The organism is Leptospira adleri, from assembly GCF_002811985.1.
In the GTDB taxonomy this organism is placed as follows: Bacteria; Spirochaetota; Leptospiria; order Leptospirales; family Leptospiraceae; genus Leptospira; species Leptospira adleri.
On sequence record NZ_NPDU01000012.1, the window covers coordinates 63381 to 86405 of the forward strand.

20 protein-coding genes are annotated in these 23025 nt (G+C 43.2%); 10 read left to right on the plus strand and 10 right to left on the minus strand.

The features are described from left to right. Positions 1 to 161: 161 nt before the first annotated feature. From CH376_RS06465 to CH376_RS06495, 7 genes are all read right to left on the minus strand, one after another. A complete protein-coding gene (locus tag CH376_RS06465) occupies positions 162 to 587 on the minus strand; it encodes an LIC_13387 family protein (protein WP_100784619.1) in 426 nt (141 codons plus the stop codon). Positions 588 to 601: 14 nt separating this feature from the next. Beyond that, positions 602 to 2653, minus strand: a complete 2052-nt coding sequence (locus tag CH376_RS06470; RefSeq protein WP_100784620.1) for an AsmA family protein — start codon at positions 2651 to 2653, stop codon at positions 602 to 604. Then, a complete protein-coding gene (locus tag CH376_RS06475; protein ID WP_100784621.1) occupies positions 2650 to 3612 on the minus strand; it encodes an ABC transporter ATP-binding protein in 963 nt (320 codons plus the stop codon). The genes CH376_RS06470 and CH376_RS06475 overlap by 4 nt, the downstream gene beginning before the upstream one ends. Positions 3613 to 3621: 9 nt before the next feature. After that, a complete protein-coding gene (locus CH376_RS06480) occupies positions 3622 to 4617 on the minus strand; it encodes an ABC transporter ATP-binding protein (protein ID WP_100784622.1) in 996 nt (331 codons plus the stop codon). Further along, positions 4614 to 5657, minus strand: coding sequence for an ABC transporter permease (locus CH376_RS06485; protein ID WP_100784623.1), 1044 nt, complete (start codon positions 5655 to 5657; stop codon positions 4614 to 4616). The genes CH376_RS06480 and CH376_RS06485 overlap by 4 nt, the downstream gene beginning before the upstream one ends. Then, positions 5654 to 6664 (minus strand): ABC transporter permease subunit, encoded by a 1011-nt coding sequence (locus tag CH376_RS06490; RefSeq protein WP_100784624.1) that lies wholly within the window; start codon positions 6662 to 6664, stop codon positions 5654 to 5656. The genes CH376_RS06485 and CH376_RS06490 overlap by 4 nt, the downstream gene beginning before the upstream one ends. Positions 6665 to 6759: 95 nt before the next feature. Further along, positions 6760 to 7893, minus strand: a complete 1134-nt coding sequence (locus CH376_RS06495) for a lipocalin-like domain-containing protein (RefSeq protein ID WP_100784625.1) — start codon at positions 7891 to 7893, stop codon at positions 6760 to 6762. On the opposite strand from CH376_RS06495, the gene CH376_RS06500 reads away from it, so the two are divergent. After that, positions 7892 to 9796, plus strand: a complete 1905-nt coding sequence (locus tag CH376_RS06500) for a hypothetical protein (protein WP_100784626.1) — start codon at positions 7892 to 7894, stop codon at positions 9794 to 9796. The genes CH376_RS06495 and CH376_RS06500 overlap by 2 nt on opposite strands. A 355-nt stretch (positions 9797 to 10151) precedes the next feature. Here the strand turns inward: CH376_RS06500 and CH376_RS06510 are convergent, their stop codons facing one another. Next, positions 10152 to 11063: a CPBP family intramembrane glutamic endopeptidase gene (locus CH376_RS06510; protein WP_100784628.1), complete on the minus strand. Its 912-nt coding sequence runs from the start codon at positions 11061 to 11063 to the stop codon at positions 10152 to 10154. A 418-nt stretch (positions 11064 to 11481) separates the two neighbouring features. On the opposite strand from CH376_RS06510, the gene CH376_RS06515 reads away from it, so the two are divergent. The 6 genes from CH376_RS06515 to CH376_RS06540 are packed head-to-tail and all read left to right on the plus strand — an operon-like array spanning position 11482 to position 17512. After that, on the plus strand, positions 11482 to 12219 hold the full coding sequence (locus tag CH376_RS06515; RefSeq protein WP_100784629.1) for a phosphoadenylyl-sulfate reductase: 738 nt from the start codon (positions 11482 to 11484) through the stop codon (positions 12217 to 12219). 8 nt (positions 12220 to 12227) lie between these two features. Next, positions 12228 to 13133, plus strand: a complete 906-nt coding sequence (gene cysD, locus CH376_RS06520) for a sulfate adenylyltransferase subunit CysD (protein WP_165781711.1) — start codon at positions 12228 to 12230, stop codon at positions 13131 to 13133. After that, complete coding sequence (locus CH376_RS06525; RefSeq protein ID WP_100784631.1) at positions 13133 to 14383, plus strand: sulfate adenylyltransferase subunit 1; 1251 nt, start codon at positions 13133 to 13135, stop codon at positions 14381 to 14383. The genes cysD and CH376_RS06525 overlap by 1 nt, the downstream gene beginning before the upstream one ends. 5 nt (positions 14384 to 14388) lie before the next feature. Continuing rightward, positions 14389 to 15192, plus strand: coding sequence for a uroporphyrinogen-III C-methyltransferase (cobA, locus tag CH376_RS06530; RefSeq protein WP_100784632.1), 804 nt, complete (start codon positions 14389 to 14391; stop codon positions 15190 to 15192). Next, positions 15182 to 15784: a precorrin-2 dehydrogenase/sirohydrochlorin ferrochelatase family protein gene (locus tag CH376_RS06535; RefSeq protein ID WP_100784633.1), complete on the plus strand. Its 603-nt coding sequence runs from the start codon at positions 15182 to 15184 to the stop codon at positions 15782 to 15784. The genes cobA and CH376_RS06535 overlap by 11 nt, the downstream gene beginning before the upstream one ends. A gap of 42 nt (positions 15785 to 15826) precedes the next feature. After that, complete coding sequence (locus CH376_RS06540) at positions 15827 to 17512, plus strand: NADPH-dependent assimilatory sulfite reductase hemoprotein subunit (RefSeq protein WP_100784634.1); 1686 nt, start codon at positions 15827 to 15829, stop codon at positions 17510 to 17512. A gap of 5 nt (positions 17513 to 17517) precedes the next feature. Here CH376_RS06540 and CH376_RS06545 read toward each other — a convergent pair whose 3' ends face one another. Then, the gene (locus CH376_RS06545) at positions 17518 to 18600 is read right to left on the minus strand and encodes an SMP-30/gluconolactonase/LRE family protein (RefSeq protein WP_100784635.1); all 1083 of its coding nucleotides are present in this window, start codon (positions 18598 to 18600) and stop codon (positions 17518 to 17520) included. After that, complete coding sequence (locus tag CH376_RS06550) at positions 18593 to 19513, minus strand: LysM peptidoglycan-binding domain-containing M23 family metallopeptidase (protein WP_100784636.1); 921 nt, start codon at positions 19511 to 19513, stop codon at positions 18593 to 18595. Before CH376_RS06550 ends, CH376_RS06545 begins: the two co-directional genes overlap by 8 nt. Before the next feature lie 62 nt (positions 19514 to 19575). Between CH376_RS06550 and CH376_RS06555 the strand changes: the two genes are divergently transcribed. The 3 genes from CH376_RS06555 to CH376_RS06565 all read left to right on the plus strand — a co-directional run. Continuing rightward, on the plus strand, positions 19576 to 20487 hold the full coding sequence (locus CH376_RS06555; RefSeq protein WP_100784637.1) for a CPBP family intramembrane glutamic endopeptidase: 912 nt from the start codon (positions 19576 to 19578) through the stop codon (positions 20485 to 20487). Then, positions 20484 to 21251: a hypothetical protein gene (locus CH376_RS06560; RefSeq protein WP_165781700.1), complete on the plus strand. Its 768-nt coding sequence runs from the start codon at positions 20484 to 20486 to the stop codon at positions 21249 to 21251. Before CH376_RS06555 ends, CH376_RS06560 begins: the two co-directional genes overlap by 4 nt. Positions 21252 to 21314: 63 nt before the next feature. Next, a partial coding sequence (locus CH376_RS06565) for a chloride channel protein (RefSeq protein ID WP_100788027.1) occupies positions 21315 to 23025 on the plus strand: 1711 nt, incomplete at its 3' end.

A 23025-nucleotide genomic window follows, 5' to 3' on the forward strand; every position in this document is an offset into this window, starting at 1 on the left:
CTTTTTATTTCAAGCCTGACGCCTGACGCCTTAAGTCTAAGGCGGGTTTTCGGAAAACGATTTCAAAAAATTTAATATACTTTTTTAAAAAAATTTTAATTCTACTCGTTGTCTTGATTTGAGAACCGATATATAAAGTCGGCAACCACTTCTTATGAAAATTACGATTCTTTCCTTAATAGAAAGATGCTTGTCAGAATGGATAACGCGGCTAAGCAGGATATAAGAGTAGGCGCCGGAAAAAAATAAACGAATCCCGTGATCGAAAAACAAAAAACACAGAGAAATATCGGAATCAATAATTTACGGACTATTTTTGGATTGGAAGGAACCAAATTCGATAAAAGCCAAAGTAAAACTGCGAAAGTTATTAAAGTTATACTTAGATTCAAACTCATCCCGGAATAAAATTGATCGTATGTTTTATCCACCCCTTCCATTGGAATTTTAGTCATTTGCATCGAGGTGATCGTGTTGATTGCTCTTATGTCGGTCGTATTGTACCGAGTGAAATGTCCGATCGAATGACCTAGCGTGAAAATCAACATTAGAACGGACGCAATTCTTATTAGTATTTTCGGTTTCATTCTATCCTCTGAGTTTATTTATTCTTTTTTTCTTCCTTTGAGGAGAAAAGTCCTTTGAATCCTTCCCAAGCGTCCCGCACATATTCGGACACCACCGATCCGGCGATTCCTCCGCCATACGGTCCTCCGAGAGGAGTAAAAAACGGAGCAAGAATCGTACTTCCCGCAAATACGGAACCTAACCAGATCGGATCGACATAAGGAATCGATTGTTTAAAAACGCCTTTATAAATGATCGGAATTTTTAAAGCCTTGCCGACGATGTTTCCGCCTAACCGTAAATTGATTAAGACGTCTACGTTCTTCTCAAAACTTATGCTTCCTTTTCCGTCGGCTTCAAGTCCATTCCCCTGCAATTTAAGATTTTGAAAATAGAATCGGTTGTTCTCTATTTTAAAATCCGATTTTAAGGAAGTAAACTCCACTTTGCGGCCGTCGATCCCGTTAAAAGAAATGATTTTTCCCAGAGTGTTCAAAACCGGAACCATAAAGTTTGCGTAACCCAAAAGTTCTCCGTTGAGTACCTGTAAGTTTCCCGAGCCTTCCATGTTTCTAAAAAAATCAGCCGAGAAATCCGAGGATCGTTCCGGGACCTCGGTTAAAAAACTAAATTTGCTGAATAAATTTCCGTTGATGATTCTCTCGCTGACGTAAGGCATCAGAATTCTATCTAATAAAACGCGATACGCTTCTCCTTGGACTTCGAATTTAGACTTGAACGGATTAATTTTAGATTTTCCTAATATTTCTCCGTTGTATATATAAGCGTGAAAACTCGGAACGGTAATCCAAGGATAACTGTATTTTACGTCCGCCTTCAAAACTGGAAATCTGTGTTTAAGAGCATAGACGTTTCTGAGATCGGCAGTAAAATAAAAAACTCCGTCCGGTCTTTTAGGATCGTCGAACGCCGTCGTGAATTCGAAAAGTTTTCCTAAACGGAAAACGCTGTGATAATCGAGATAGTTTGAGGTGATTTGAAAAGACGCGTTCGTCTTTTGGTTCCAAAGAACGCTTCCTTTTGCGCTTCCTTCGGCGATACCCGGCCAGGTCATCGAGATATAAGGAAATTCTAATTTCTTATTAGGAAGGTCCAATTTTAAACCGAGATTTACTTTTATATCACCGAACGGGTTTCCGCCTTTATAAGCAAAATTCTTCGCCTGCGCTGTGATGTTAAAGTTGATCGTCTCATAGGGTGATTTTTTGACCTGAACGGTTCCGTTGAGAACGGTCTTGGTGAAATCAGCTTTTGGAAAAATAAAAAATAAATCTCGAAAAATGGATAACGAACAATTATCAAAGATGACGGTAGTTTGAAATTGAAGTTTATCGAATGAAGGAGGAAATTCATCTATGCCGGCGCTTCCGTATATTTGAAAACTCTGTTCGTCTAACTTCCCGACCAAATTCAGATCTAATGTGTCTCCGTAAAACGAGATTTCAAAAGCGGATTTCCAAAGATAAATTCCGTAGGTTCGAGTGTGAGTGTCGTCTTGATAATTGACGTAAAAATTCTCTATGTGAACGTTTTTGAGTCCTACCTTGAGAATTTCTTTAGGACTGATCGGAGACGAAATCTCAGTCGACGCCGGATCAAAGAGACGAACCGTATTCGATTTATGAGAATGTTCCGGATCTTCTTTTCCTTTTTGTAAAAATTCAATCAAATCGATCGAACCGTCTTTTGATTTGTGAAGGTTTATGTTGCCGCCGGAAATATAAATATCTCGGATTTCGACTTTTTGTCCTAATAACCCGAACCAAGAGATATCCACTTTGATTTGGTCGCTGATTCCTACGATTATATCTCCTTTTTTTACTACTACGGAATTCAACTCTATGCCGGGAAACGGAAATAGAAGAAGGTCGGATTGATCGACTTGAATTTCTAAACCCGTAGACTTTTCGATTTCGGAAAGAATAAAATCCTTATAAAAATCCTGACGGAAAAGAATCGGAAGAATCGTAAAAAGAGCAAGAAACAGGATTTGAAAAAGAAGAATCGCAAGAAATTTGATTCGATTGCTATAAAAGAAATCTTTAATGCGATGAATGGATTTCATTTTCCTCGTTCCAAGGGAAAATGGCACAACACTTTTTGATCCGCTTCTCGATCTTTCCAGCTCGGGGATTCGGATTTGCAGATATCTTGAGCGATCGGACAACGGGTGTGAAAATGACAACCGGAAGGTTTGTTGACCGTGCTCGGAATTTCTCCTTTGAGCGGCGTTCTTATTTTTTTACGATCATATACGTCGAAGGTGGATTGAAAAAGCGCCTTTGTATAAGGATGCGCCGGAGACGAAATGATGTCCTTTGTCCTGCCGATTTCTACGATTTTTCCCAAATACATAACGGCGATCCGATCCGAAATCGATTTTACCACACCGAGATCGTGAGAGATAAACAAATATGACAATCCGAACTCGTTTTTTAATTCGACAAGTAGTTTTAAAACTTGAGTCCCGGTGGAAACGTCGAGGGCGGAAACGGATTCGTCACAGATTAAAAACTTAGGTTTAAGAATCAGAGCCCTTGCGATTGCGATTCTTTGTCTTTGTCCTCCGGAGAATTCGTGAGGAAAACGAGTGAGAATCTCCGGAGACAAATTGACTCGTTCTAAAATTTCTTTGATCTTCTTTTGCACTTCCTCTTCGGCGAGTTTTTCGTGAATCTCCAATCCTTCCTTCAAAATTTCGGAGATTGTCATTCTCGGGTTTAAGGAAGAATACGGATCTTGAAAGATGATCTGAATGTTTTTTCTAAAAGGGAAAAAATCGGAAGAGGAAAGAGATGTGATCTCCCGATCTTCGAAATAAATTTTTCCGGATTCGGGTTGTAAAAGTTTTACAAGTCCTCTTCCTAACGTGGATTTTCCGCAGCCGGATTCTCCTACGAGACCGAGAATTTCGTTCTTATCTATTTCTAAATTGATTCCGTCCACGGCTGCGATTCGATTCTTCTTAAATCCGAAACCGGATTTGGAATAAAAGCTGATTGTTAAATCTTGAATACGAATCATAAGAAGCTCTTAATTTGAATCCTGTTTTTTGGAAAGAAAACAAGCGGATTGATGCGATTCTCCGTTGGAACCGATCGGAAACAAATCAGGTTTGCTTTTTTTGCAAGCATCAAACACGGAGCCGCAACGCGTCGAATAATGGCATCCTTGCGGATATTGATCGGGCGAAGGTACGATTCCTTGAATGGGAAGAAGATCGTGAACCGACTTTGCAAGGGACGGTATCGATCTGAGCAAATCGATCGTATAAGGATGGTTAGGCGAATCGATGACGGAATCCGTATCGCCGAGTTCCGCGATTCTTCCCGCGTACATGACCGCGATTCTGTGAGCGATGGTTCCTACGAGACCGAAGTCGTGGGATATAAAGAGAATGGACATTCGATTTTGCTTTTGCAGATTCAAGAGAAGTTCGACGAGTTGTGCTTGGATCGTTACGTCAATCGCGCTTGTCGGTTCGTCCGCGATGAGAAGGGAAGGGTCGCACATCAAGGCCATCGCGATGCTGATCCTTTGTAGTATTCCGCCGCTCATCTGATTCGGATAAGAATAAAGTCTTTGCTTGATATCGGTGATTCCCACCGACGAAAGAAGGTATTCCGCTTTTTCGATCGCTTCCTTACGATTGGGAGAAACGTGCATCAGATAGGCTTCGATCATCTGGTCTTCGATTTTCATCAAAGGATTCAGTGCGGCGAACGGTTCCTGAAACACGTAAGAAATTTCTTTTCCTCGGACCTTTCTCAATTCTTCCGGCGAAAGTTTTAGAAGATCTTTTCCTTGGTATAAAATTTCTCCGGATCTTACTCTGGAAATATTGGATGGAATGAGCCTTGTCAATGCGAGGGCTGTCAGAGATTTTCCACAGCCCGATTCCCCGATCAAAGAAAGGATTTCCCCTTGTTTCACATCGAAAGTCAGATTTTGAAGAACCGGAAGCCAACGATTTTCCGAAAAAAGATCGAGCGAAAAATTCTTCACTTGTAAAAGGTTGGACGAGGTCATTCGTAGACCGCCTTCTCTCTCGAATCGAAGGAATCGCGCAGCCCTTCTCCGATAAAAGAGGTCAGAAGGATCGTAAGAAAAAGCGCCGCCGAAGGAAACGTAATCAACCACCAAGCGCTCAATCGTTCTCTTCCTTGTCCGATCATTTCCCCCCAGGAAGGATTCGGAGCCGGGATTCCGTATCCCAAAAAGTCCAGAGCGCTCAAGATGGAAATGGATCCGATTAAAGTAAACGGTAAGAATGTGACTAACGGTGTAATCGCGTTAGGAAGAATATGTCTTACCATAATTCTAAAGGAACTCACACCGAGCGCTTTCGCGGAATCCACGTAAGTCAGTTGTTTGAGCTTATAAAATTCTCCGCGCATATAATAGGAAATCCCGATCCAACTCAACGCGCCGTACGTGATCAAAAGAACCGCAAACCCTCTTCCGAAAAAAGCTCCTACGATGAGAATCAAATATAAGAAAGGAATCGCGGATAAAATCTCGATTACTCTTTGCATCAGAATATCCAGTTTACCGCCGAAGTAACCTTGCATTCCACCGATCAAAGTTCCCATCGCCAATTCTAAAAATACGAGAATGAGTCCGAAACTAAGAGCGTTGCGGTAAGCGTAGAAAACCCGCGTGAAAACGTCTCGTCCCCGATCGTCCGTGCCGAGCCAGTGTTTTACGTTCGGTGCGGACGGAGGCGTATCTCCTTCTTCTAAACTTTCCAAATTATCTTCGTTGTATCCGTAGGGAACCGGAGCGAAAAGAATCCAATTGTTTCCGGACCGAAAGTCCTCTCTGAGCGCGAGTTTTTTGTAGTTGGGCGGAGTTAGATTCTCGCCGCCGAAGCGGGACTCCGGATAAAAAGAAAAAACCGGATAACTCCATTCCCCTTGATAACTGACGATAAGCGGTTGATTGGTCGCGATCAGCGGCGCGAACAAAGAAATTATATAAGAAATCAATAATGTATTCAAAGCATACCAGGCTCTTCGGTTCGCTCTGAACTTGGAAAATCTTTTTTTTAAAATCGGACTTAGGATCATTCGAATTGAATCCTCGGATCGATCAGGACGTAACAGAAATCGGAAAGAATATTTCCGACGAGGGAAAGAAAACTCTGAACCAATAAAAGTCCCATCATCAGTTCCGTATCTCTTTCCGTTACCGCTTGGAAGCTCATAAGTCCCATTCCGTCGATATTGAATACGAGTTCGATGATGATAGAACCCGCAAGAACCAGACTGAGATTATTTCCGAAACCGGTTGCGATCGGGATGAGAGAATTTCGAAACGCGTGTTTGAAGATAGCGTCCTTAAAACTGAATCCTTTCGAAAGCGCGGTCCGAACGTATTCTTTCGAGATTTGATCCAGAAGAGAATTTTTCATCAAAAGTGTAAGGACCGCGAAGGAACCGGAAACGTAACAGATCACCGGAAGAAACATGTGCTGGATTCGATCGTTGATTTTTTCCCACGCGGAAAGAGATTCGTATTCGTCGGAAACTTCGTGACCGAGCGGAAAGACGGAAAGAAGTTCTCCCGAAGCGAACGTATAAAGAAGAAGAACCGAAAAAGCGAATGCGGGAATGGAATAGATGATTAGGATAATACCGCTTGTTGTTATATCGAATTTTTCTCCGTTGCGCAGCGCCTTAGAAATTCCGAGAGTAATACAAATCAGATACGAAAGTATAAATCCGGAAAGACCGAATGTGAGAGACACCGGTAATTTTTCCAAAATCAAATCGGTTACGGGGCGACTGTGAAGTCTTGATTCTCCCAAGTTGAAAGTAAGAATTTCTTTGAGCCAGTAGAGATAGGCGATCCCCGCCGGCTTATCCAAGTGAAGTCTTTTTTTTATTATGTCGATTTCTTCTTCCGAAATGGTTTTTGCGCTTCCGCCTTGTGCGTTCGCATAACCGCGAATTTTCGCAATTTCCGTTTCGAGAGGTCCACCGGGGGCAAAATGGGAGATCAAAAAAACGATAAACGTCATTCCCAATAACGTAGGAATGATGAGAAGAAATCGTTTTAGGAAATATTTTTTCATTTCATTTCCGTCTCCCGGATAAACAGTTTCGAAGAATCGGATCGTAAGACAAAGTCTTTTTCAAAAAAAAGAATTTCAATAATTGGTAAGCGAAATTAGAATATTTTGCGGTTATCCGAATTCCGATTTCCTTTCAATTCTAGATAACCGGTCCCCTTGACTTTTTTTCCGTTTCTAATTCCTGAAATCCGCACCGCGCCTTCCCAATAGCTGAAGCCGGTCGTAGGTCTTGAATCGAATTCCTGATCTTCGAAAACGGGTTCGATTTTTAAATCAAGAGCCGCTTCTTTTTCGGAAGAATCGGTGATCAAACTCCAAGAAAGAGGATACTCTTTTTGAGTCCTTTCGCTTTTCCAATTCGAAGAATCGTGCGCGAGAAAAACTTCTCCTTCCCGATCCAGGCCGATTTTTTTTCCGGAACCGAGTTTGATCGTTGCAAAGGATTCCGATTTGGAAGTCGGAGATTCTCTGAAATTAAAAGACATGATCTTCGTTCCGTCCTCGAGTTGAATGCAGATCCAATCCCAAGAATTCGATTCATCCGAAAGTTTTGCGCCTTGGAAAGAATCGGACGGGCTGCTCCATTCGTGATCCATCCAAGAATCTCCGCCGACGATCCGGATTTTTTTTTCTCCGATCGCGAGTTCGCCGGTGGTAAAAAGTCCGGGGATACTATAATAATAAGAATAGAAATTCGGATTTTTTCTGCTCTTGATCGACTTGCCGCGATCTCCGTGTAAAAGAATATTCGAAGTTTTCGATTTCAATCTTAGATCTAAGAAAATGGAAGAATTTTCATTGTCCTTTGCAGAGAGATGGAATTCGGTTGGACCGATGATCTTCATCGAATAATTTCCGCTGAAAATTTTTCCCGGGTCGTAACCGGCCATTCCGCCTAACTTACGTTCTATGGTTTGAGCGATCTTATGTTTACGGTTTTCAAAATCGGAGATCGCGAAATGGACGGGAAACACTTCCTTATTCTTTCCGAAGGTTCCTTTGAAAAAACTGAGTTCGTATCCGTATTCTTTTCCTTCGGCCGATTTTAAAACTCCGACGAAGTAACACCATTCCACTTTGTATTTGGAGTGAAAGGAATGATCTTTTGGAAAATTAAAAGGACGATCTTCCGCGGTAAGCGGAAAAAAAAAGAAGAATAAAAGGAAGATTCCGATTCGACTTCTGACCGAGAGTAAGGAGAAGTTGTATTGATTCCTTTTATCCGTCATGCGATTCTCCGAAATTTTCCGATTTTCAAAACTTTTTATCATTGGGCTTTTCCTTCCGCAGTTCGTCATTTTAGGAATCTATTTACGGAAACTCTATTTTAAATTTCTTACCTTTTGTCCCAATCAAAACTTTTTGACTTGGGATCCTGACGCGAGACTGGTCACTTCGATCCGATTTGCGGAAGCGTTTCGTTCCTTCGATCTTTGGACCGTCGTGAGATTGACTTTTGATTCTCCGACTTGGCCGGTCCTCCGGAATTTTCCGGAGGCTTTGATTGTTTCTCTTTTCGGTCCGGGCGGAACTCCGGTCTCATTGTTTACGTTTGCAGAATTGATTTTGTTATTTTGCGTAGTTCCCTGGATTCTTTTTAGATTTACGCAAAGAAGATCTTGGATCGCGGCCGGAATTTTATTTCCGATCGTCTGCGGAGGTTTGTTGCAGAATCCGGGATGGATGCATTATACTTTTTCCGGAATGCTCGAGATCCAAGGCGGGTTGTTTTATCTTCCCTCGATTCTCGCGTTGTGGGAAATGCAAAAACATTTTTCTTCGGAAAAAGATTCGAATGAAGAAAAAAATTTGGATCCGAATGGGACAAAAGCGGATAACGCGGATTCTTATTCTCCTTGGTTTTTATTTTTCAGCGTGAACCTTTTGTTCCACACCAAATACCCTTACGGTTATATTTTTATCTTTTTCGGATGTTTATTTTTATCCTTTTTCCGGTTTACTGAGACAAAAGAACTTACTTTCAAAATTTTAGATTCGTATCGAAAGAGTATTAAAAAAGCGACCCCGGTCTTAATCGGTTTTTCTGCGATCTTAGTTTCCGTAATTCTTTCCAAAGAAATTCTTCCGGGAAAAACAAAAGGACTTTTGCGTTATGCGGGTGTTCTGATCGTTTGGATCAGCGTGAGCCGTTCCCTTTGGAAAGAATTTTATCCTTCGTTTAAAAATGAAAAAGCCGAACCTTTTTTTCACAAAGAGATTTCTCCGGTCTGGAAGAATTTTTGGACCTATTGTATTCTTCCCGTCGGTTCTTGGGTTCTATTTCATCCGGATCGATTTTCCAGTTCGAGCAGCACGATCGGGCATGCGCAGGGCGCGGGTTTGCTGCCGGGACAGAGCGACGGCTCCGTTTTTACTCTGACCTACTTTCAGGAGATTTTGGAGAATTCTTTTTATGCGCCTAACGGCGGTGCGCTGCTTTTGTTCTGTTTATTTTTGGGACTTTGTTTCGGAGTCATCGATTTCAAAAAAGAAAAAAAAATCAGCGCCTCGTTCTTTCTCATTCTTTCGATTTTTATTTCGATTCTCGGATTGACTTTGATGACGCCGAATCATCAGCCGAGACATATCTATCATTTGTATCCGGCGATGTTCGTTTCGATCGGAATTTTCTGTTACGAATGGTTCATTTCCAAAAAATATCGGATTTTCACGGCGATAGTATATTCTATTATTTTAATGTTTACTGCCGGTTATACGCTCGGCAATCAGTTCGCCGTTTGGGAAAAAACCAATCTTTGTTTTTCCGGGGTGGATCGTTCCCTGTTTTATACGGCTGACGATGCCGAAGAGGTTTTTAAGAAGAATCTGAACAGACCTTCCGTTTTTTGGAACCGACTTCCTTTGGAACACCACAATCGGCCGGATCTGACCCTTTCGTTTTATCGAGCCGGTCTTATCAATCGTCAAGAAGCGAGAGAAAAACAAAAGAAGGAAGGGTTTTATTCCGAGAAGAATCTTTTGGAAAAACCGGACTGGTTTATCGCCGCGAAATCATGCGAAGAGATCGAAGGAAATCTTTGGTCTTCTCCAGTAGAATCCAAGTTCTCAAAAGAGGTCGAACAATTTCCGATTCGCGGAGCTTGCATCGTAAAGGTGAAAGGGATTCCTTGATTTTTACGCAGGACGACGTTCTAATTTCATTTGTGAATTCGGGATTTTTTTGTATGGATCCATTCGATTCGAAGGAAGTAAATTTTTTTTTGAATCGATTTTTCTTTTACGATCTCGAAACGGACGCGGATTTTTTTTGAAAGAATTTTAAATCGAAGTCGGTCTTTTAGAGAAAGACGCGCGACAGGGATCGAAATGGAAATCCTGCGATGCGTCATCGTTGTTCAAAAAATCTTTCTATGAAAAGAAAGTCTTTCGATGGCGCTTTGCAGATTGGAATGAAGAGCCCGGTCCTGCGCATTACTCGGCGGATTTCTTTTTTATTGATCCTCGCGCGCAGGAGTCGCCCTGAGAATTAGAAAAGTTTTTCCCAGACAAAAATTCCGGTAAAAAATTCCATTCCCGCCGCGAGCGCGATATGAGCGTAAAGACCTCCTCGAATCGAGTGTGTTCGAATGCTCAAAGCCCCCATCAACAATCCTCCTAAAAACGAGCTGAGGATTTCTCCCCGAGGTTTTTGAAAGTGAACAAGTCCGTAGACAAGAGCGCTCATTCCCACCGCGTGATATCTTCCCGCAAATGAAAGATAACGTATCAGAAATTTTCTAAAAAAGAATTCGGTAAAATAGAAAGTAGCGAGATAGACGATTTCAAAGACCAAGGTCGTGATCCAAGTCGCGTGATATAAAAACTGTTCCGAACTCAAAGGCGCTCTCGGATAATATTCCTGAAAGCCGGGAATGAAAGTCCCAATCGCGGAAAGAACGATTCCGATGATCAAGATCGGATAATAAGCGGGGCTTTTCTTTTTTTCAAAAGGAATCGGGTTCGTTTTGTTTCTATAATAATCATAAAATAGAGGAAACAAGAGAAGCGGAAAAAATTGAACCGTTTGTTTGAGAACCTTATAAGACCAGAACATATATTCTTTCGGCAAGTGAACGAGAATTTTCTCGAACGGAAGATTCAAAAGTTCAAGACCAATCAAACAAACCCAAAACACAAAAAGAAATTCTACTATTCCTTTTTTCCGTAAAAGGCGCTTTCTTCTTTGAGAAAGATTCCAATAAAAAAAGAATATTAAAATTCCGTAAACTATTGTCGTTCCGATCGCTTTTGTCGGAAAATGTTTCGATGTGAGAATCGGGAATCCGAATTCTTCATTGAAAAAAAGGAAGAGAAAGACGGCGCCGTAGAGTCCAAAAAGAAGAACGTAGATTTTCGAATTTTTTCGAAAAAAACCTCTTAGGATCGAAATGATTTCCATCGACAACCGATTGGAGTTTGCCGAATAAAATTTTCCAATACTTTCTTGTAGGAGGTCCTACAAATTCTCGGATGTTATTTTTGTATGCGTAAAACGTCATTTTGTGATAAGGAGAATTTTCGGAATTTTTCCCGCGAGCCCACCTCCACCACCCGATGAGGGTGGGGGCGCGCGTTTTTACGGGAAGGTCGGAGTTCCGACAAATTCCGATCTTATTCTCAAAAATTTCCAGTAATACCGATAATTTTGCGCTTAAGGAGTGCAGTATATCAAATATAGTTTACAAAAAATCCAATATATAAAACTTTGGTGAAGAAATAGGTCTCTTTTTTCCAAAATTTGAACTATTTCTTGCTTCAATTATAAAATCAAGCTGGATGCGTAAGCCTCCAATTTCGAGACTGAGATTATTACGAACATGTCACCGCAAGAATTAGAACAAAAACTTGCATCTCTTAGCTTGGAAGACTCCTTGGAACGGATCAGTGAGGAGTTCGGAGAGTCTGCGGCTTTTTCCACCAGCTTGGGCCTTGAAGATCAGGTAATCACTCACGTGATCTTTTCTCGAAATTTAAAAATTCGCGTCTTTACTTTGGATACGGGTCGTCTTTTTAACGAAACCTACGATCTTCACAAACTTACGAACGCGAGCTACGGCAAAAAGATCGAAACCTTTTTTCCCGATACGACCTCGGTTCAAAATCTCATCAACACAAAAGGCCCTGATAGCTTTTACGACTCCGTAGAAAACAGAAAAGAATGTTGTTTTATTCGAAAAGTGGAACCTCTCAACCGCGCCCTAAAAGATACCAAACTCTGGATCACCGGTATTCGTTCCGAACAGTCGGATTCCAGAGGATCTCTCACAAAAGTGGAATTGGATTCTTCCCGTAACATTTTAAAATACCATCCGATCCTTGATTGGACTTTGGAAAGAACTCAGGACTTTATCGCCACTTATAGAATTCCCGTGAACGTCCTCCATAGCAAAGGTTTTCCCTCGATCGGTTGCGCGCCTTGTACCCGCGCAGTTGCTCCCGGAGAAGATATTCGCTCCGGAAGATGGTGGTGGGAAGAAGACAATCAAGAATGCGGACTTCACGTGGTCGACGGTAAGTTAGTGCGTCAGAAGTCCGGTCCTAAAAGAGCAATATGAATTCAACTATGAACAGATCCAGACTTACACATCTCGAACAACTCGAAGCGGAATCAATTTACATTCTTCGCGAAACCGCGTCCCAATTTGAAAGACCCGCTCTTTTATTCTCCGGCGGGAAAGATTCCATCACGTTAGTTCACCTTGCACTCAAAGCGTTTCGTCCGGGAAAATTTCCCTTTCCTTTGGTGCATATCGATACCGGCCATAACTTTCAGGAAGCCTTGGATTTTAGAGACGAACTCGCGAACAAAATCGGCGAAAAGCTCATCGTTCGTTACGTTCAAGATTCCATAGACCAAGGGAAGGCCGTTGAGGAAAAAGGTAAGTTTCCTAGTAGAAACGGAATCCAAACAGTGACCCTTTTGGATACGATCGCAGAATTCAAATTCGACGCTTGTATCGGCGGCGCCCGCAGAGACGAAGAGAAAGCCAGAGCCAAAGAAAGAGTTTTTTCCGTTCGAGACGAATTCGGGCAATGGGATCCGAAATTGCAAAGACCCGAACTCTGGAATATCTATAACGGTAAAATCAGCCCCGGCGAGAACGTTCGTGTGTTTCCCATTTCCAACTGGACCGAATTGGATGTCTGGGAATACATTCGCAAGGAAAACATCGATCTTCCTTCATTATATTTTTCTCATACTCGTCAGATCATCTATCGCGAGAATCTTCTTTTCCCCGTTTCCAAGTTCATTACGATCGACTCAAACGATCGCGTGGAAGACAAGGTCGTCCGCTTTCGAACCGTCGGAGATATGACCTGCACTGCGGCTGTCGATTCTCAAGCGGATAATATCGACGACATCATCCTCGAAATTCAAGCGACCCGAACCACGGAGCGCGGTTCCAGATTGGACGACAAACGTTCCGAGGCGGCAATGGAAGACAGAAAAAGGGGAGGTTACTTCTGATGGATTTATTACGTTTTATTACTGCAGGAAGCGTGGACGACGGTAAGTCCACTTTGATCGGAAGACTTCTCTACGATAGCAAGTCCATCTTCGAAGACCAGCTCGAAGCGATCGAAAAGACCGGTCGAGGAAACAACGGTCAGATCAATCTGGCTCTTCTAACCGACGGACTCAAAGCCGAAAGGGAACAGGGGATCACCATCGACGTCGCTTATAAATATTTTTCCACACCCAAAAGAAAATTCATCATCGCGGACGCGCCCGGTCACGTTCAATATACGAGAAACATGGTTACCGGCGCTTCCAATTCCAATCTTGCGATCATCCTGATCGATGCGAGAAAAGGCGTGATCGAGCAGACGTATCGCCATTCTTATATCGCCTCTATGCTGAGAATTCCGCACCTCGTCGTTTGTATCAACAAGATGGATCTCGTGGAATTCTCTCAAACAAGATATGAAGAGATCAAAGCGGAATACCTCGATTTCGCCTCACGTTTAGATATTAAGGATATTGAATTTATTCCGATCAGCGCGCTCAACGGAGACAACGTCGTCGACAAATCCGAAAATCTTTCCTGGTATGAGGGTAGAACTCTGCTTTCTCATCTGGAAGAGGTCTACATCGAAAGCGATGAGAATTTCGAAGACGCTCGTTTTCCCGTCCAATACGTCATTCGTCCTCTTTCCGACGAACACCACGATTACAGAGGTTATGCAGGTCAGGTTCGAAGCGGAATATTAAGAAAAGGGGATGCGGTCACCGTTCTGCCGAGCGGTTTTACGAGCACGATCGAAGCGATCGATACTTATGCCGGAGAAGTCGACGAAGCGTTTCCTCCGATGTCCGTAACGATTCGTTTAAAAGACGAGATCGATATTTCCCGAGGTGATATGATCGTAAAATCCGACAATCTTCCGATCGTTTCTCAGGATATCGAAGCCAATATTTGTTGGATGGATTCCAAAGCCCTTTCGGCCGGAAGTAAATACCTTCTCCGTCAAACGACGAACGCGGTAAAGGCGATCGTAAAAGAAATCGAATTCAAAGTGGCGCCCGATACGCACGAAAAACTGGACGCCGGTAAAGGGCTTACGTTAAACGAAATCGGTAAGATCAAAATTAGAACGGCAAAACCGATGAGCTTCGACGAATACAGAATCAATCGTACTACCGGAAGTTTTATTCTCGTGGATGAAGGAACTAATTCCACCGTCGGTGCGGGTATGATTACCGGAGTTGGAGCCTGACTTTAATGTCCATCGCCGATTCTAAATCCGATTTGCAAAAACCTGGAAAGGTTTTTCTCGTTGGGGGCGGTCCCGGAAACCCGGAAGATCTGACTCTTCGCGCATATCGGATTCTTGCAAAGGCGGAAGTTATTTTGTATGACGCGCTTTTGGATCCTTCTTTTCTGGAAATTTTTCCGAAAGACGCGATCGTTCACTACGTCGGAAAACGTTCGGGCGCACATTCGGCCACGCAAGAAGAGATCAACAACCTTCTTCTTTCCTACGCGCTTTCCGGTAAGAATGTGGTCCGCCTTAAAGGCGGGGATCCTTTCGTCTTCGGACGAGGCGGAGAAGAATTAATCACATTAATCAATCATAATATAGAATACGAGATCGTTCCCGGAGTGAGTTCTCTCAACGCGGGTTCGTCTTTCGCCGGTTTTCCTTTGACGCACAGAGGTCTTTCTCGTCAGGTTTTGATCATGGACGGACATACCGTTCTTAATGAAGCGACCGATTGGGAATGGTTCGCGAGGTTTCAAGGAACGATCGCTCTTTTTATGGGAACGACCTCGCTTCCCAAAATCGCAAAGTTGCTCTTGGATCACGGAAGTTCCGAAGATCTTCCCGTGGCTCTTGTGGAAAACGCGTCGCTTGAAACCTGTAAGGTGCAGACATGTTCCTTGAGGGAAGCCGCAGATTCTAATTTGGAAAAAAGAACCAAAGGGCCGGGAATCGTTTACATCGGAAATGTGGTTCGGTTTTTACAAAAGGATAAATCTATCGCATTCTCCTCGCAAGTTTCGGAGGAAAAGAATGAGTCGTAAATATCCGGCATTTCTTAATTTAGAAAATAAGAATATTCTTTTGATCGGCGGGGGTAAGGTCGCGCTCGAAAAGCTCCCACATCTCATAGACTGCGGCGCGAAAATCACGGTGATCGCTCTGGAAATCTGCGGAGAAGTCCTCGCTATATTAGAAAAACATCCCGAAATCAAAGTTGAATATAGATCCGTAGATTTTTCGGACCTGCAAGGCCGCGCACTCGTTTTTTCCGCGACAAACGATTCCGAATTGAATCGCAGACTTTGCGAATACGCGCACTCTTGGAAAATTTGGATCAACTGCGCGGACGATCCTTCCAACTGCGATTTTTATTCCGCCGCCGTGTTGGATCGCGGACCTCTGAGAATCGCGATATCGACGGAAGGAAATTTCGCCGGTCTTTCGGGCGTGGTCAAATCAGCTTTGGACGAACTCATTCCAAAAGATCACGAAGAAGATTTTCAGGAGTTGATCGCTTTTAGAAAAGAACTCAAATCGATCTTACCGGATCCTCAACTTAGAAAAAGGATTTTAAAGAATCTTTTGCAAACTCTCAAAGAAGAATATTTCAGCGCCTCCATAGATCGAAAATAACGGAACGAAATCATAAACCCCGAAAAAGGAAAAACCTAAATCATGTCAGAAACAAAAGAACTGTCCCCGGTTGAAGAAATTAAACTGAACTCGAACAATCTGAGAGGAAAAATCGCCGAGGGAATCGATCAAAACATCGATTCTTACGAAGAAGATGAAAAACAACTTCTGAAATTTCACGGACTCTATCAGCAAAAAGACAGAGACCGTAAAAAAGACGAAAACGGAAACGATATCGAAGCTCCAACTAGCTTTATGATTCGCGGAAGAATTCCCGGCGGAAGATTGACTTCGGAGCAGTACTTGGTTTGGGACGCGCTCGGAGATAAGTTCGGCGGAGGCGCGATTCGTTTAACAACGAGGCAATCCGTTCAGCTTCACACTCTGCGGATTTTTCACCTTCGAGAAGTGATGCAGGAAATCAATAAGATCAATCTTTCCAGCATGGGAGCCTGCGGGGACGTCGTTAGAAACGTGACCCAAGCCGTAAACCCTCAGGGTAAAAAAAGTCTTCAACTTTTGGACGGAGTGGCGCAACTTCTATCCGATCATTTTAAATTTAAGACAAACGCTTACGCAGAAGTATGGTTAGGCGATAAACAGATCAATAAGGACGAGGAAGATCCGATCTACGGTAAAACCTATCTTCCGAGAAAGTTTAAAATCGCGGTTACTCTAGCCGGAAACAACACCGTCGACCTTTACGCGAACGATATGGGCTTCGCGGCGACCTTGAACGCCGACGGAAGTAAGATCGACGGTTATTTCGTTTTTGCCGGCGGCGGTTTCGGAATGACTCATAATAAACCGGATACTTTTGCGCGCGCAGCGAGTCTTTTGGGATGGGTTCCGGAAAGCGCGTTAGTCGCCGTTGCCGAAGCGATCGTTACCGCGCACCGGGATTTCGGAGATAGAACCAACCGCAAACACGCTCGTTTAAAATACGTTCTTGCGGATAAGGGAGTGGAATGGTTTAGAGACGAGGTCGAATCCCGTTCAAAAACGAAGTTTGATCAGAACAAAGCGCTTCCTGCATGGGAAACCCCTTCTTATTTGGGTTGGACGGAAAGAGAGGACGGAACTCTTTCGCTCGGATTTCATACGCTTGCGGGAAGAATCAAAGATTTCCCCGGAAAACCTCTCAAGTCGGCTCTCAAAGAAATCATAGGAACTTACAAACTTGGAGTTCAAGTGACTGCGGATCAGGATTTGATCCTGATCGGAGTTCAGAAATCGGATCGGACAAAGATCGAAAAAAGATTAGAAGAATTGAATGTAACTCCGAAAAGCCCGCATCCTCTTTTCGACCGCGCGCTCGCTTGTCCGGCGCTTCCTACTTGTAGTTTGGCTCTTACGGAATCGGAAAGAACGTTTCCGGAGCTTTTAAACGGAATTCAGAAAGTTTTGGAAAAACACGGTCTCAGTGATCGTGCTCCGGTCGTGAGAATGACCGGATGTCCGAACGGTTGTGCGAGACCTTATTCCGCCGAGGTGGGAATCGTAGGTCAACAGGCCGGAGGAAAGTATTCTTTATTTTTCGGCGCGGATTCCGAGGGAACGAAGGTCGGAGAATACGTCGCAAAGAAAGTAGCTTTTGCGGACATTCCCGCCCAACTGGAAAAAGCGTTTGTTCTCTGGAAAGAAGAAGGAACTCCCGGTGAAAAATTCGGCGACTTCGTAAACCGGTTTCCTTTGGAAAGATTTAGAGAAGCCTTAGGTTCGATGTAAGAATATTAGAAAAAACGAATTTCTTCGACGACGGGTTTCATCTTAGCGATTTTGCCCTGAGTCGAAGAAACCAGGTAAACGTTGCCGGCGTGGATTAAAACCGCCGTGATTCCGTTGATCGAGGTTCCCGTAAAATCCTGATAGTTCGCGGTGATGTCTCCGAAATCGTTCATCGCGATCACAAATCCCATCGGCGAATTTTTCGCATGTAGAAAACCAGGAAGTCCTGCTAATAAATTTTTGATTTCAGGATATTCTTGAACCTTATCCAGAAGTTCGTTTCGATAGAATGGAACTCCTATCCAGAAAGATCCGCCGCTACTCGAGATCAAACCCGGAATTCCCGGGATGTTTGTTAGAAAGAATTTTTCAACTCCTCGTTTCGGCCCGAAAAGAGGAACCGAAGAAATCCTGTGTCGAAACGGTTCGGTCACCAGGAGAAAATCTTCCTTTGAAGACAAAGCGACTCCGGTCGGGTAGTACAATTCTTCATTCAATATTTCTAATGAATTTAGATTCTTATCCGCCGTGAGAATCATTCCGTTCGGAAGCGCGGACAACTCTTCCAAAAAAGATTCTTTAAAGGAATGAGTTTTGCTAGAAACGGTGAAATAGATTCTTCCGTCGCGCGCTATCTCGATCGCATGAGGAAAACGCAAAGGACTTCCGTCAGGAAGTTTTGAAATAAGAATCTTTTGAACGCCGTTTTTGGAGATGGAAACGATTCCTATTTCTTCAACGCAGACTAAAAGATTTCCTTGGCGATCAAAATTCATCCCTAAGGGTCTTCCGCCTAACGTTGCAAAAACTTCGGTCTTTTCGTTTGTGCGAATTCGGATTATTTTTTTATCTTCAGTGCCGGTATAAATAAAACCCGAGGTATCGACCGCGATCCCATAAGGCTTTTCTAAAACGTCCTTATGAATCCATTCCGCTTCCAGCAGATGATTGTTTTTTAATGTTTCAAAAGGAGAATCGGGCAGATAACTCTCCGTTTCAAATTTTCCCGAGCGAAGGAATAAAATTCCGGCAAAAGTTAGGGACGTCAGACCTAGGACGAAAAGGAAGATGGCGGTCTTTTTAAGCATGGTCTCTAAAAACGGGTTTTTGTCTTTGGTTGAATCTTCTCACTTCAAAATGCAAATGATTTCCGGTGGCCCTTCCCGTTTGGCCGACTTCTCCGATCTTTTGACCCTTTCGTACCTTTTCACCGGGCCGAACCGAAATCGAACTCAAATGTCCGTATAACGTCTCGTAGCCGAGTCGATGATTCAAAACGATCAAGTTACCGTAACCGCCTTTTTTATCGGAAAAGGAAACCTCCCCGTCTGCCGAAGCAAAGACGTCCGTTCCTTCTTCAGCGGCGATGTCGAGTCCTCCGTGAAAGGTTTCCTTTCTAGTGAACGGATCTTTTCTTTTACCAAACTTGGAAGATATAATTCCCTCGTCGCCGAGCGGACGAAAAAAAGCCATTCCGTAAAAGAAAGATCTTTCTTCTTTGGGAAGTCCTTTGCCGGGAATGAACCACATTCCTTTGCTTTCGTCGAAGTTTACAAACTTCTCCGCGAGATTGTATTTTTTGGAAAGTTTTCTTTGGACGGACGGGGAATTTTCCTTTTCGTCCGAATCGTAGATTCCGCGCATATTCGGAATCATAAGTTCCATACCTGGATAAATGTCGTAAGGAGAGGAAAGACTATTTACGGAAGAAAGTGTGTCGATATCCATTCCCGTTCTCGCCATGATCTTGAAGAAGTTATCTTCTTTCTTCACCACATATCGATAGAATTCAAGAGAAGTCAGTTCCGATCTCTCTAGATTGGAGACCGAAATTCTAAGATTGTTTTTCACATCTTCCCGCAGACGTTTGATGGATTGGTTGTTATAATCCAGATTTCGAAGAAGCTCCGGTTTCTGACGGGAGTGGATCGGATTCTTAAAAAAAATAACCGCGAGGATCACAGTAATTATTCCGATTGGATACCTGAGAGATCGTATCATGGTCTTATACTTGTAGAATCGGCCGATTCTAAAAAAACAATGACGCAAAAAAAGAGACAGAAATGCTTGTAACCGAGACTCCCGATCCAATGGAATCCTTAGAAACTACCGGTAACCCGAAAAACAAACCGTTTGAACCGGTATTTATCGCATTTCAACAACTTCTTGTTCTGATCCTCGGGACTTACGTTCTTCTTCCGTTGATCGCCACTTCGATCGTTCTTACGGTCTTGATTTCCAAAGAATTACCGAGCGACTTTCCTTATTTGGACGCCGAAACTCGAGCTGAGATTTATAAGGAAACCACGGAAAAATTTCAGAAGGAAATTCAGACCGATACGAAGCAGATTTATCAACGTTACATCGAAGTGATGGTAAAGGAAAAACCCTGGCTTTTGATCGTCGATCGATTGATCTGGGCTCTTTGTTTTATTCTTCCCGCGTATTTTATACTCGTTCGTTTTTTTAAAGCCGAATATTCCAATCTGAGCGATCCATTTACTCTAAAGACGATGTTCACCGGTGCGGGACTCGGAGCCTTGGTTTTTCTTTTTGTTATTGTATTCGGATTCTTTCTCACCAAAATTTTTGGAAAACAATCTCCGAACGAATTTCAGGAAGTTCTATTTAGGGAGATGAAAGGGAATCGATCCTTGTTGCTATGGTCATTGTACAGCGTAGGATTGATTACCGGAATCGTTGAAGAGATTTTCTTTCGAGGGTTTTGTCTCAAACAATTCCAGGCGAGAGGTTTGGAAATGCCGGGTCTTTTGTTTACGTCGGTGGTTTTCGGACTTGTTCATTATAGCGGTCAATCTTCGGTCAGCGTTCCCATTCTATTGAGTTTTGTGGGAATGTTCTTCGGACTTTTTTATTTAAGAACGGGAAACATTTGGTATTCTATCTCCGCCCACGTTAGTTACAATTCCATCATGTTGTTGATCGCCTTTTTCAAAGGGGGAGATATTCAGTGAGACGCTTTTCTATCGTTTCGATTCTATTCTTTTTGGCAACGGTTCCTGCGTTTGCATCCGAAGTCATCGAGATCGAGGGAAAAATCGAAGACAATAATATGAGAGTTTTCGCGGCGTTGAATAAGTTCGCCGAAGGTTCGGTAAAACTAAGCAAGAAAACAAAAGGATTCAAATATCATTATACAACTCCTTGGTATTCAAGATATGCGTTTAACGTTTATTTGGGAGAATTCGCAAAGCGGGATAACGTGAGTATCATGCGGATCGAAGCCCCGAAATCGGGAATGGAAAAGGTATTTCGGAATTATTTTCAGGAAGAATTGCAGAAAAAGGATGCGAACGGAATCGGAACGGCGACGTCCTCGACCGGAGATGAACGTCTTGAAAAGTTGGAGAAGAAGTCCCATATCGTTTCGCAAGGACTAAACTTGATTTCTCCGGCATTTTCAGTGATGTATAACGCTAGCAAATCTCCGGTTTATACTTCGAATGACGCGTTTTCGAGATCCGCCTTTTATTTGCTTACGGACTTGCTCATCGGCGGTCTTGCTTATTATTTCGTCATGAGCAATAACGATAAAAAAAGCGCGATGGACAATCTTCTTAACAAACACGGTCCGAGCGGAAACGTCTTTGATGCAAAATACAGCGGAATATTTATCGCCGCGGTCGCAATTCCCCGGTTTTATCGCGCGATGGGCGCTTTGGAAGACACCACGACTCACAATCGTTTGTTTGAATTGTCTTATTCTTTTAAATACTGAAGTTAAAGAATTTCTTTTTCAAAAAGATCGTTCTTCGTTGAAACGGAGCGATCTTATTCTGCGATGAAGATGAAAGAAGTAAAACAACCCTTATTTAGAATCAGCGGAAGAAGATCATTATACTTTTATTGTATTCTGACAGGCATCGTATCCGGTTTGGGAGCTTATCTTTTTTCGAGACTTCTCGCCGTATCCGAATATTTGTTTTTAGACCGCGCCGCCGGTTTGGCTCTTCCCCGCGCCTCCGGAGAATTTCTCATAGAATCTAAAGACACTGTGAACTGGGGAATTCCTTTTACGGATGAATATCGTCCCTGGTTGGTTTTTTTCTTACCGATCGTGGGAGGTCTTTTGACCGGTTGGATCGTGAATCGTTTTTCACCGGAATCGGGCGGCACCGGATCGGACGCGATGATCGATTCCTTTCACAATCAAGAAGGAAAGATGAATCCGGTCGTGTCGCTTATCAAATCCGTTGCAACCGTCTTTACTCTCGCGAGCGGGGGAAGCGGCGGGAAAGAAGGGCCTATTTCTCAGATCGGAGCAGGCTTCGGATCCTTGCTCGCGACTCTTCTCAAAGCGGGGGCAAGGGCGAGACGTACTCTGTTGCTTGCGGGAACCGCGGGCGGATTGGGCGCGATTTTTCACGCTCCGTTGGGAGGAGCTCTGACTTCGGTGGAAATGATCTATAGAGAGGATATCGAAAGTGATTCTTTGATACCATGTATCATTTCTTCCGTTTCCGCGTATCTTGTGTATTCGAGCCTCAACGGTTTTAGAACCGTTTATCGAGTTGCAGACAACGAATTCTTCCGTTATACGGATCTCATCTTCTATCTTGGACTCGGAGTTCTATGCTTTTTATGCGGCGATATATTTATAAGAATTTTTAGAAGAGTTCAGTCGTTTTCCGGGACCTTAAAAATTTCTCCGATCATTAAACCTGCGTTAGGCGGTCTTTTTGTCGGTACGGTCGGATTATTTCTTCCGGAAACGATAGGAACCGGAGCGGGAATATTACAAGTTGCTCTCGACGGAAAGGATCCGATCGGAACTCAAGGATTGTTTTCCTCCGTCTACCAAGGCACCGGGCTTTGGCTGGTCGTTTTATTTTTTATTTTGGCGGGAATGAAGATTCTTACAACTTCCTTTACCATCGGAACCGGAGGTTCTGCGGGAATGTTCGGTCCTTCATTGTTTATCGGAGGTATGTTGGGCGGAGGTGTTGGAACACTTGCGAAAATTCTAATGTATCCTGATCTTTCGGTAGCGTCTTTTATACTGGTCGGAATGGGCGCGTTCTATGCGGGAGTAGCGAGCGCACCGATCGCGGGGATGATTATGATCTGCGAGATGATCGGAAGTTATACGCTGCTTCCACCTTTGATGGTCGTTTCTATTTTGACTTTTGTCCTAAGTCATAAGTTGAGTTTATACAGAGCGCAGAAGGAAACTAGATTTCAATCTCCGGCTCACTTTTGGGATATGAATCGGGACTTTTTGGAAGAGATTCAAGTAAAGACTTGGAAAGATCGATTACGAAAGATAGCGGTAACGAGAGATTATCTTCTTCTTTCCGAGTTGGAAGAGGAAGCCCTAAAAATTCAAGCGAGCGATTACATTGTCTTGGATAAGGAGGATCGATACCTGGGAATTCTTTCTCTTCGAAAAGTAAGACATACTCTGGAATCACGGAATGTCGCGGGCAATCTGATAACGGTCGGGGATGTGACCGATACTTCTGCTTCCTTTGGAAAACCGGAAGATTCTCTGG

Bases quoted from the DNA above. Each gene is read 5' to 3' on its own strand.
- CH376_RS06490 (WP_100784624.1), bottom strand. From the start codon at position 6,664: ATGAAAAAATATTTCCTAAAACGATTTCTTCTCATCATTCCTACGTTA.
- CH376_RS06485 (WP_100784623.1), bottom strand. From the start codon at position 5,657: ATGATCCTAAGTCCGATTTTAAAAAAAAGATTTTCCAAGTTCAGAGCG.
- CH376_RS06540 (WP_100784634.1), top strand. From the start codon at position 15,827: ATGTCAGAAACAAAAGAACTGTCCCCGGTTGAAGAAATTAAACTGAAC.
- CH376_RS06550 (WP_100784636.1), bottom strand. From the start codon at position 19,513: ATGATACGATCTCTCAGGTATCCAATCGGAATAATTACTGTGATCCTC.
- CH376_RS06535 (WP_100784633.1), top strand. From the start codon at position 15,182: ATGAGTCGTAAATATCCGGCATTTCTTAATTTAGAAAATAAGAATATT.
- CH376_RS06515 (WP_100784629.1), top strand. From the start codon at position 11,482: ATGTCACCGCAAGAATTAGAACAAAAACTTGCATCTCTTAGCTTGGAA.
- CH376_RS06525 (WP_100784631.1), top strand. From the start codon at position 13,133: ATGGATTTATTACGTTTTATTACTGCAGGAAGCGTGGACGACGGTAAG.
- cobA (WP_100784632.1), top strand. From the start codon at position 14,389: ATGTCCATCGCCGATTCTAAATCCGATTTGCAAAAACCTGGAAAGGTT.
- CH376_RS06545 (WP_100784635.1), bottom strand. From the start codon at position 18,600: ATGCTTAAAAAGACCGCCATCTTCCTTTTCGTCCTAGGTCTGACGTCC.
- CH376_RS06500 (WP_100784626.1), top strand. From the start codon at position 7,892: ATGCGATTCTCCGAAATTTTCCGATTTTCAAAACTTTTTATCATTGGG.
- CH376_RS06495 (WP_100784625.1), bottom strand. From the start codon at position 7,893: ATGACGGATAAAAGGAATCAATACAACTTCTCCTTACTCTCGGTCAGA.
- CH376_RS06475 (WP_100784621.1), bottom strand. From the start codon at position 3,612: ATGATTCGTATTCAAGATTTAACAATCAGCTTTTATTCCAAATCCGGT.
- CH376_RS06510 (WP_100784628.1), bottom strand. From the start codon at position 11,063: ATGGAAATCATTTCGATCCTAAGAGGTTTTTTTCGAAAAAATTCGAAA.
- CH376_RS06465 (WP_100784619.1), bottom strand. From the start codon at position 587: ATGAAACCGAAAATACTAATAAGAATTGCGTCCGTTCTAATGTTGATT.
- CH376_RS06555 (WP_100784637.1), top strand. From the start codon at position 19,576: ATGCTTGTAACCGAGACTCCCGATCCAATGGAATCCTTAGAAACTACC.
- CH376_RS06470 (WP_100784620.1), bottom strand. From the start codon at position 2,653: ATGAAATCCATTCATCGCATTAAAGATTTCTTTTATAGCAATCGAATC.
- CH376_RS06480 (WP_100784622.1), bottom strand. From the start codon at position 4,617: ATGACCTCGTCCAACCTTTTACAAGTGAAGAATTTTTCGCTCGATCTT.
- cysD (WP_165781711.1), top strand. From the start codon at position 12,228: ATGAACAGATCCAGACTTACACATCTCGAACAACTCGAAGCGGAATCA.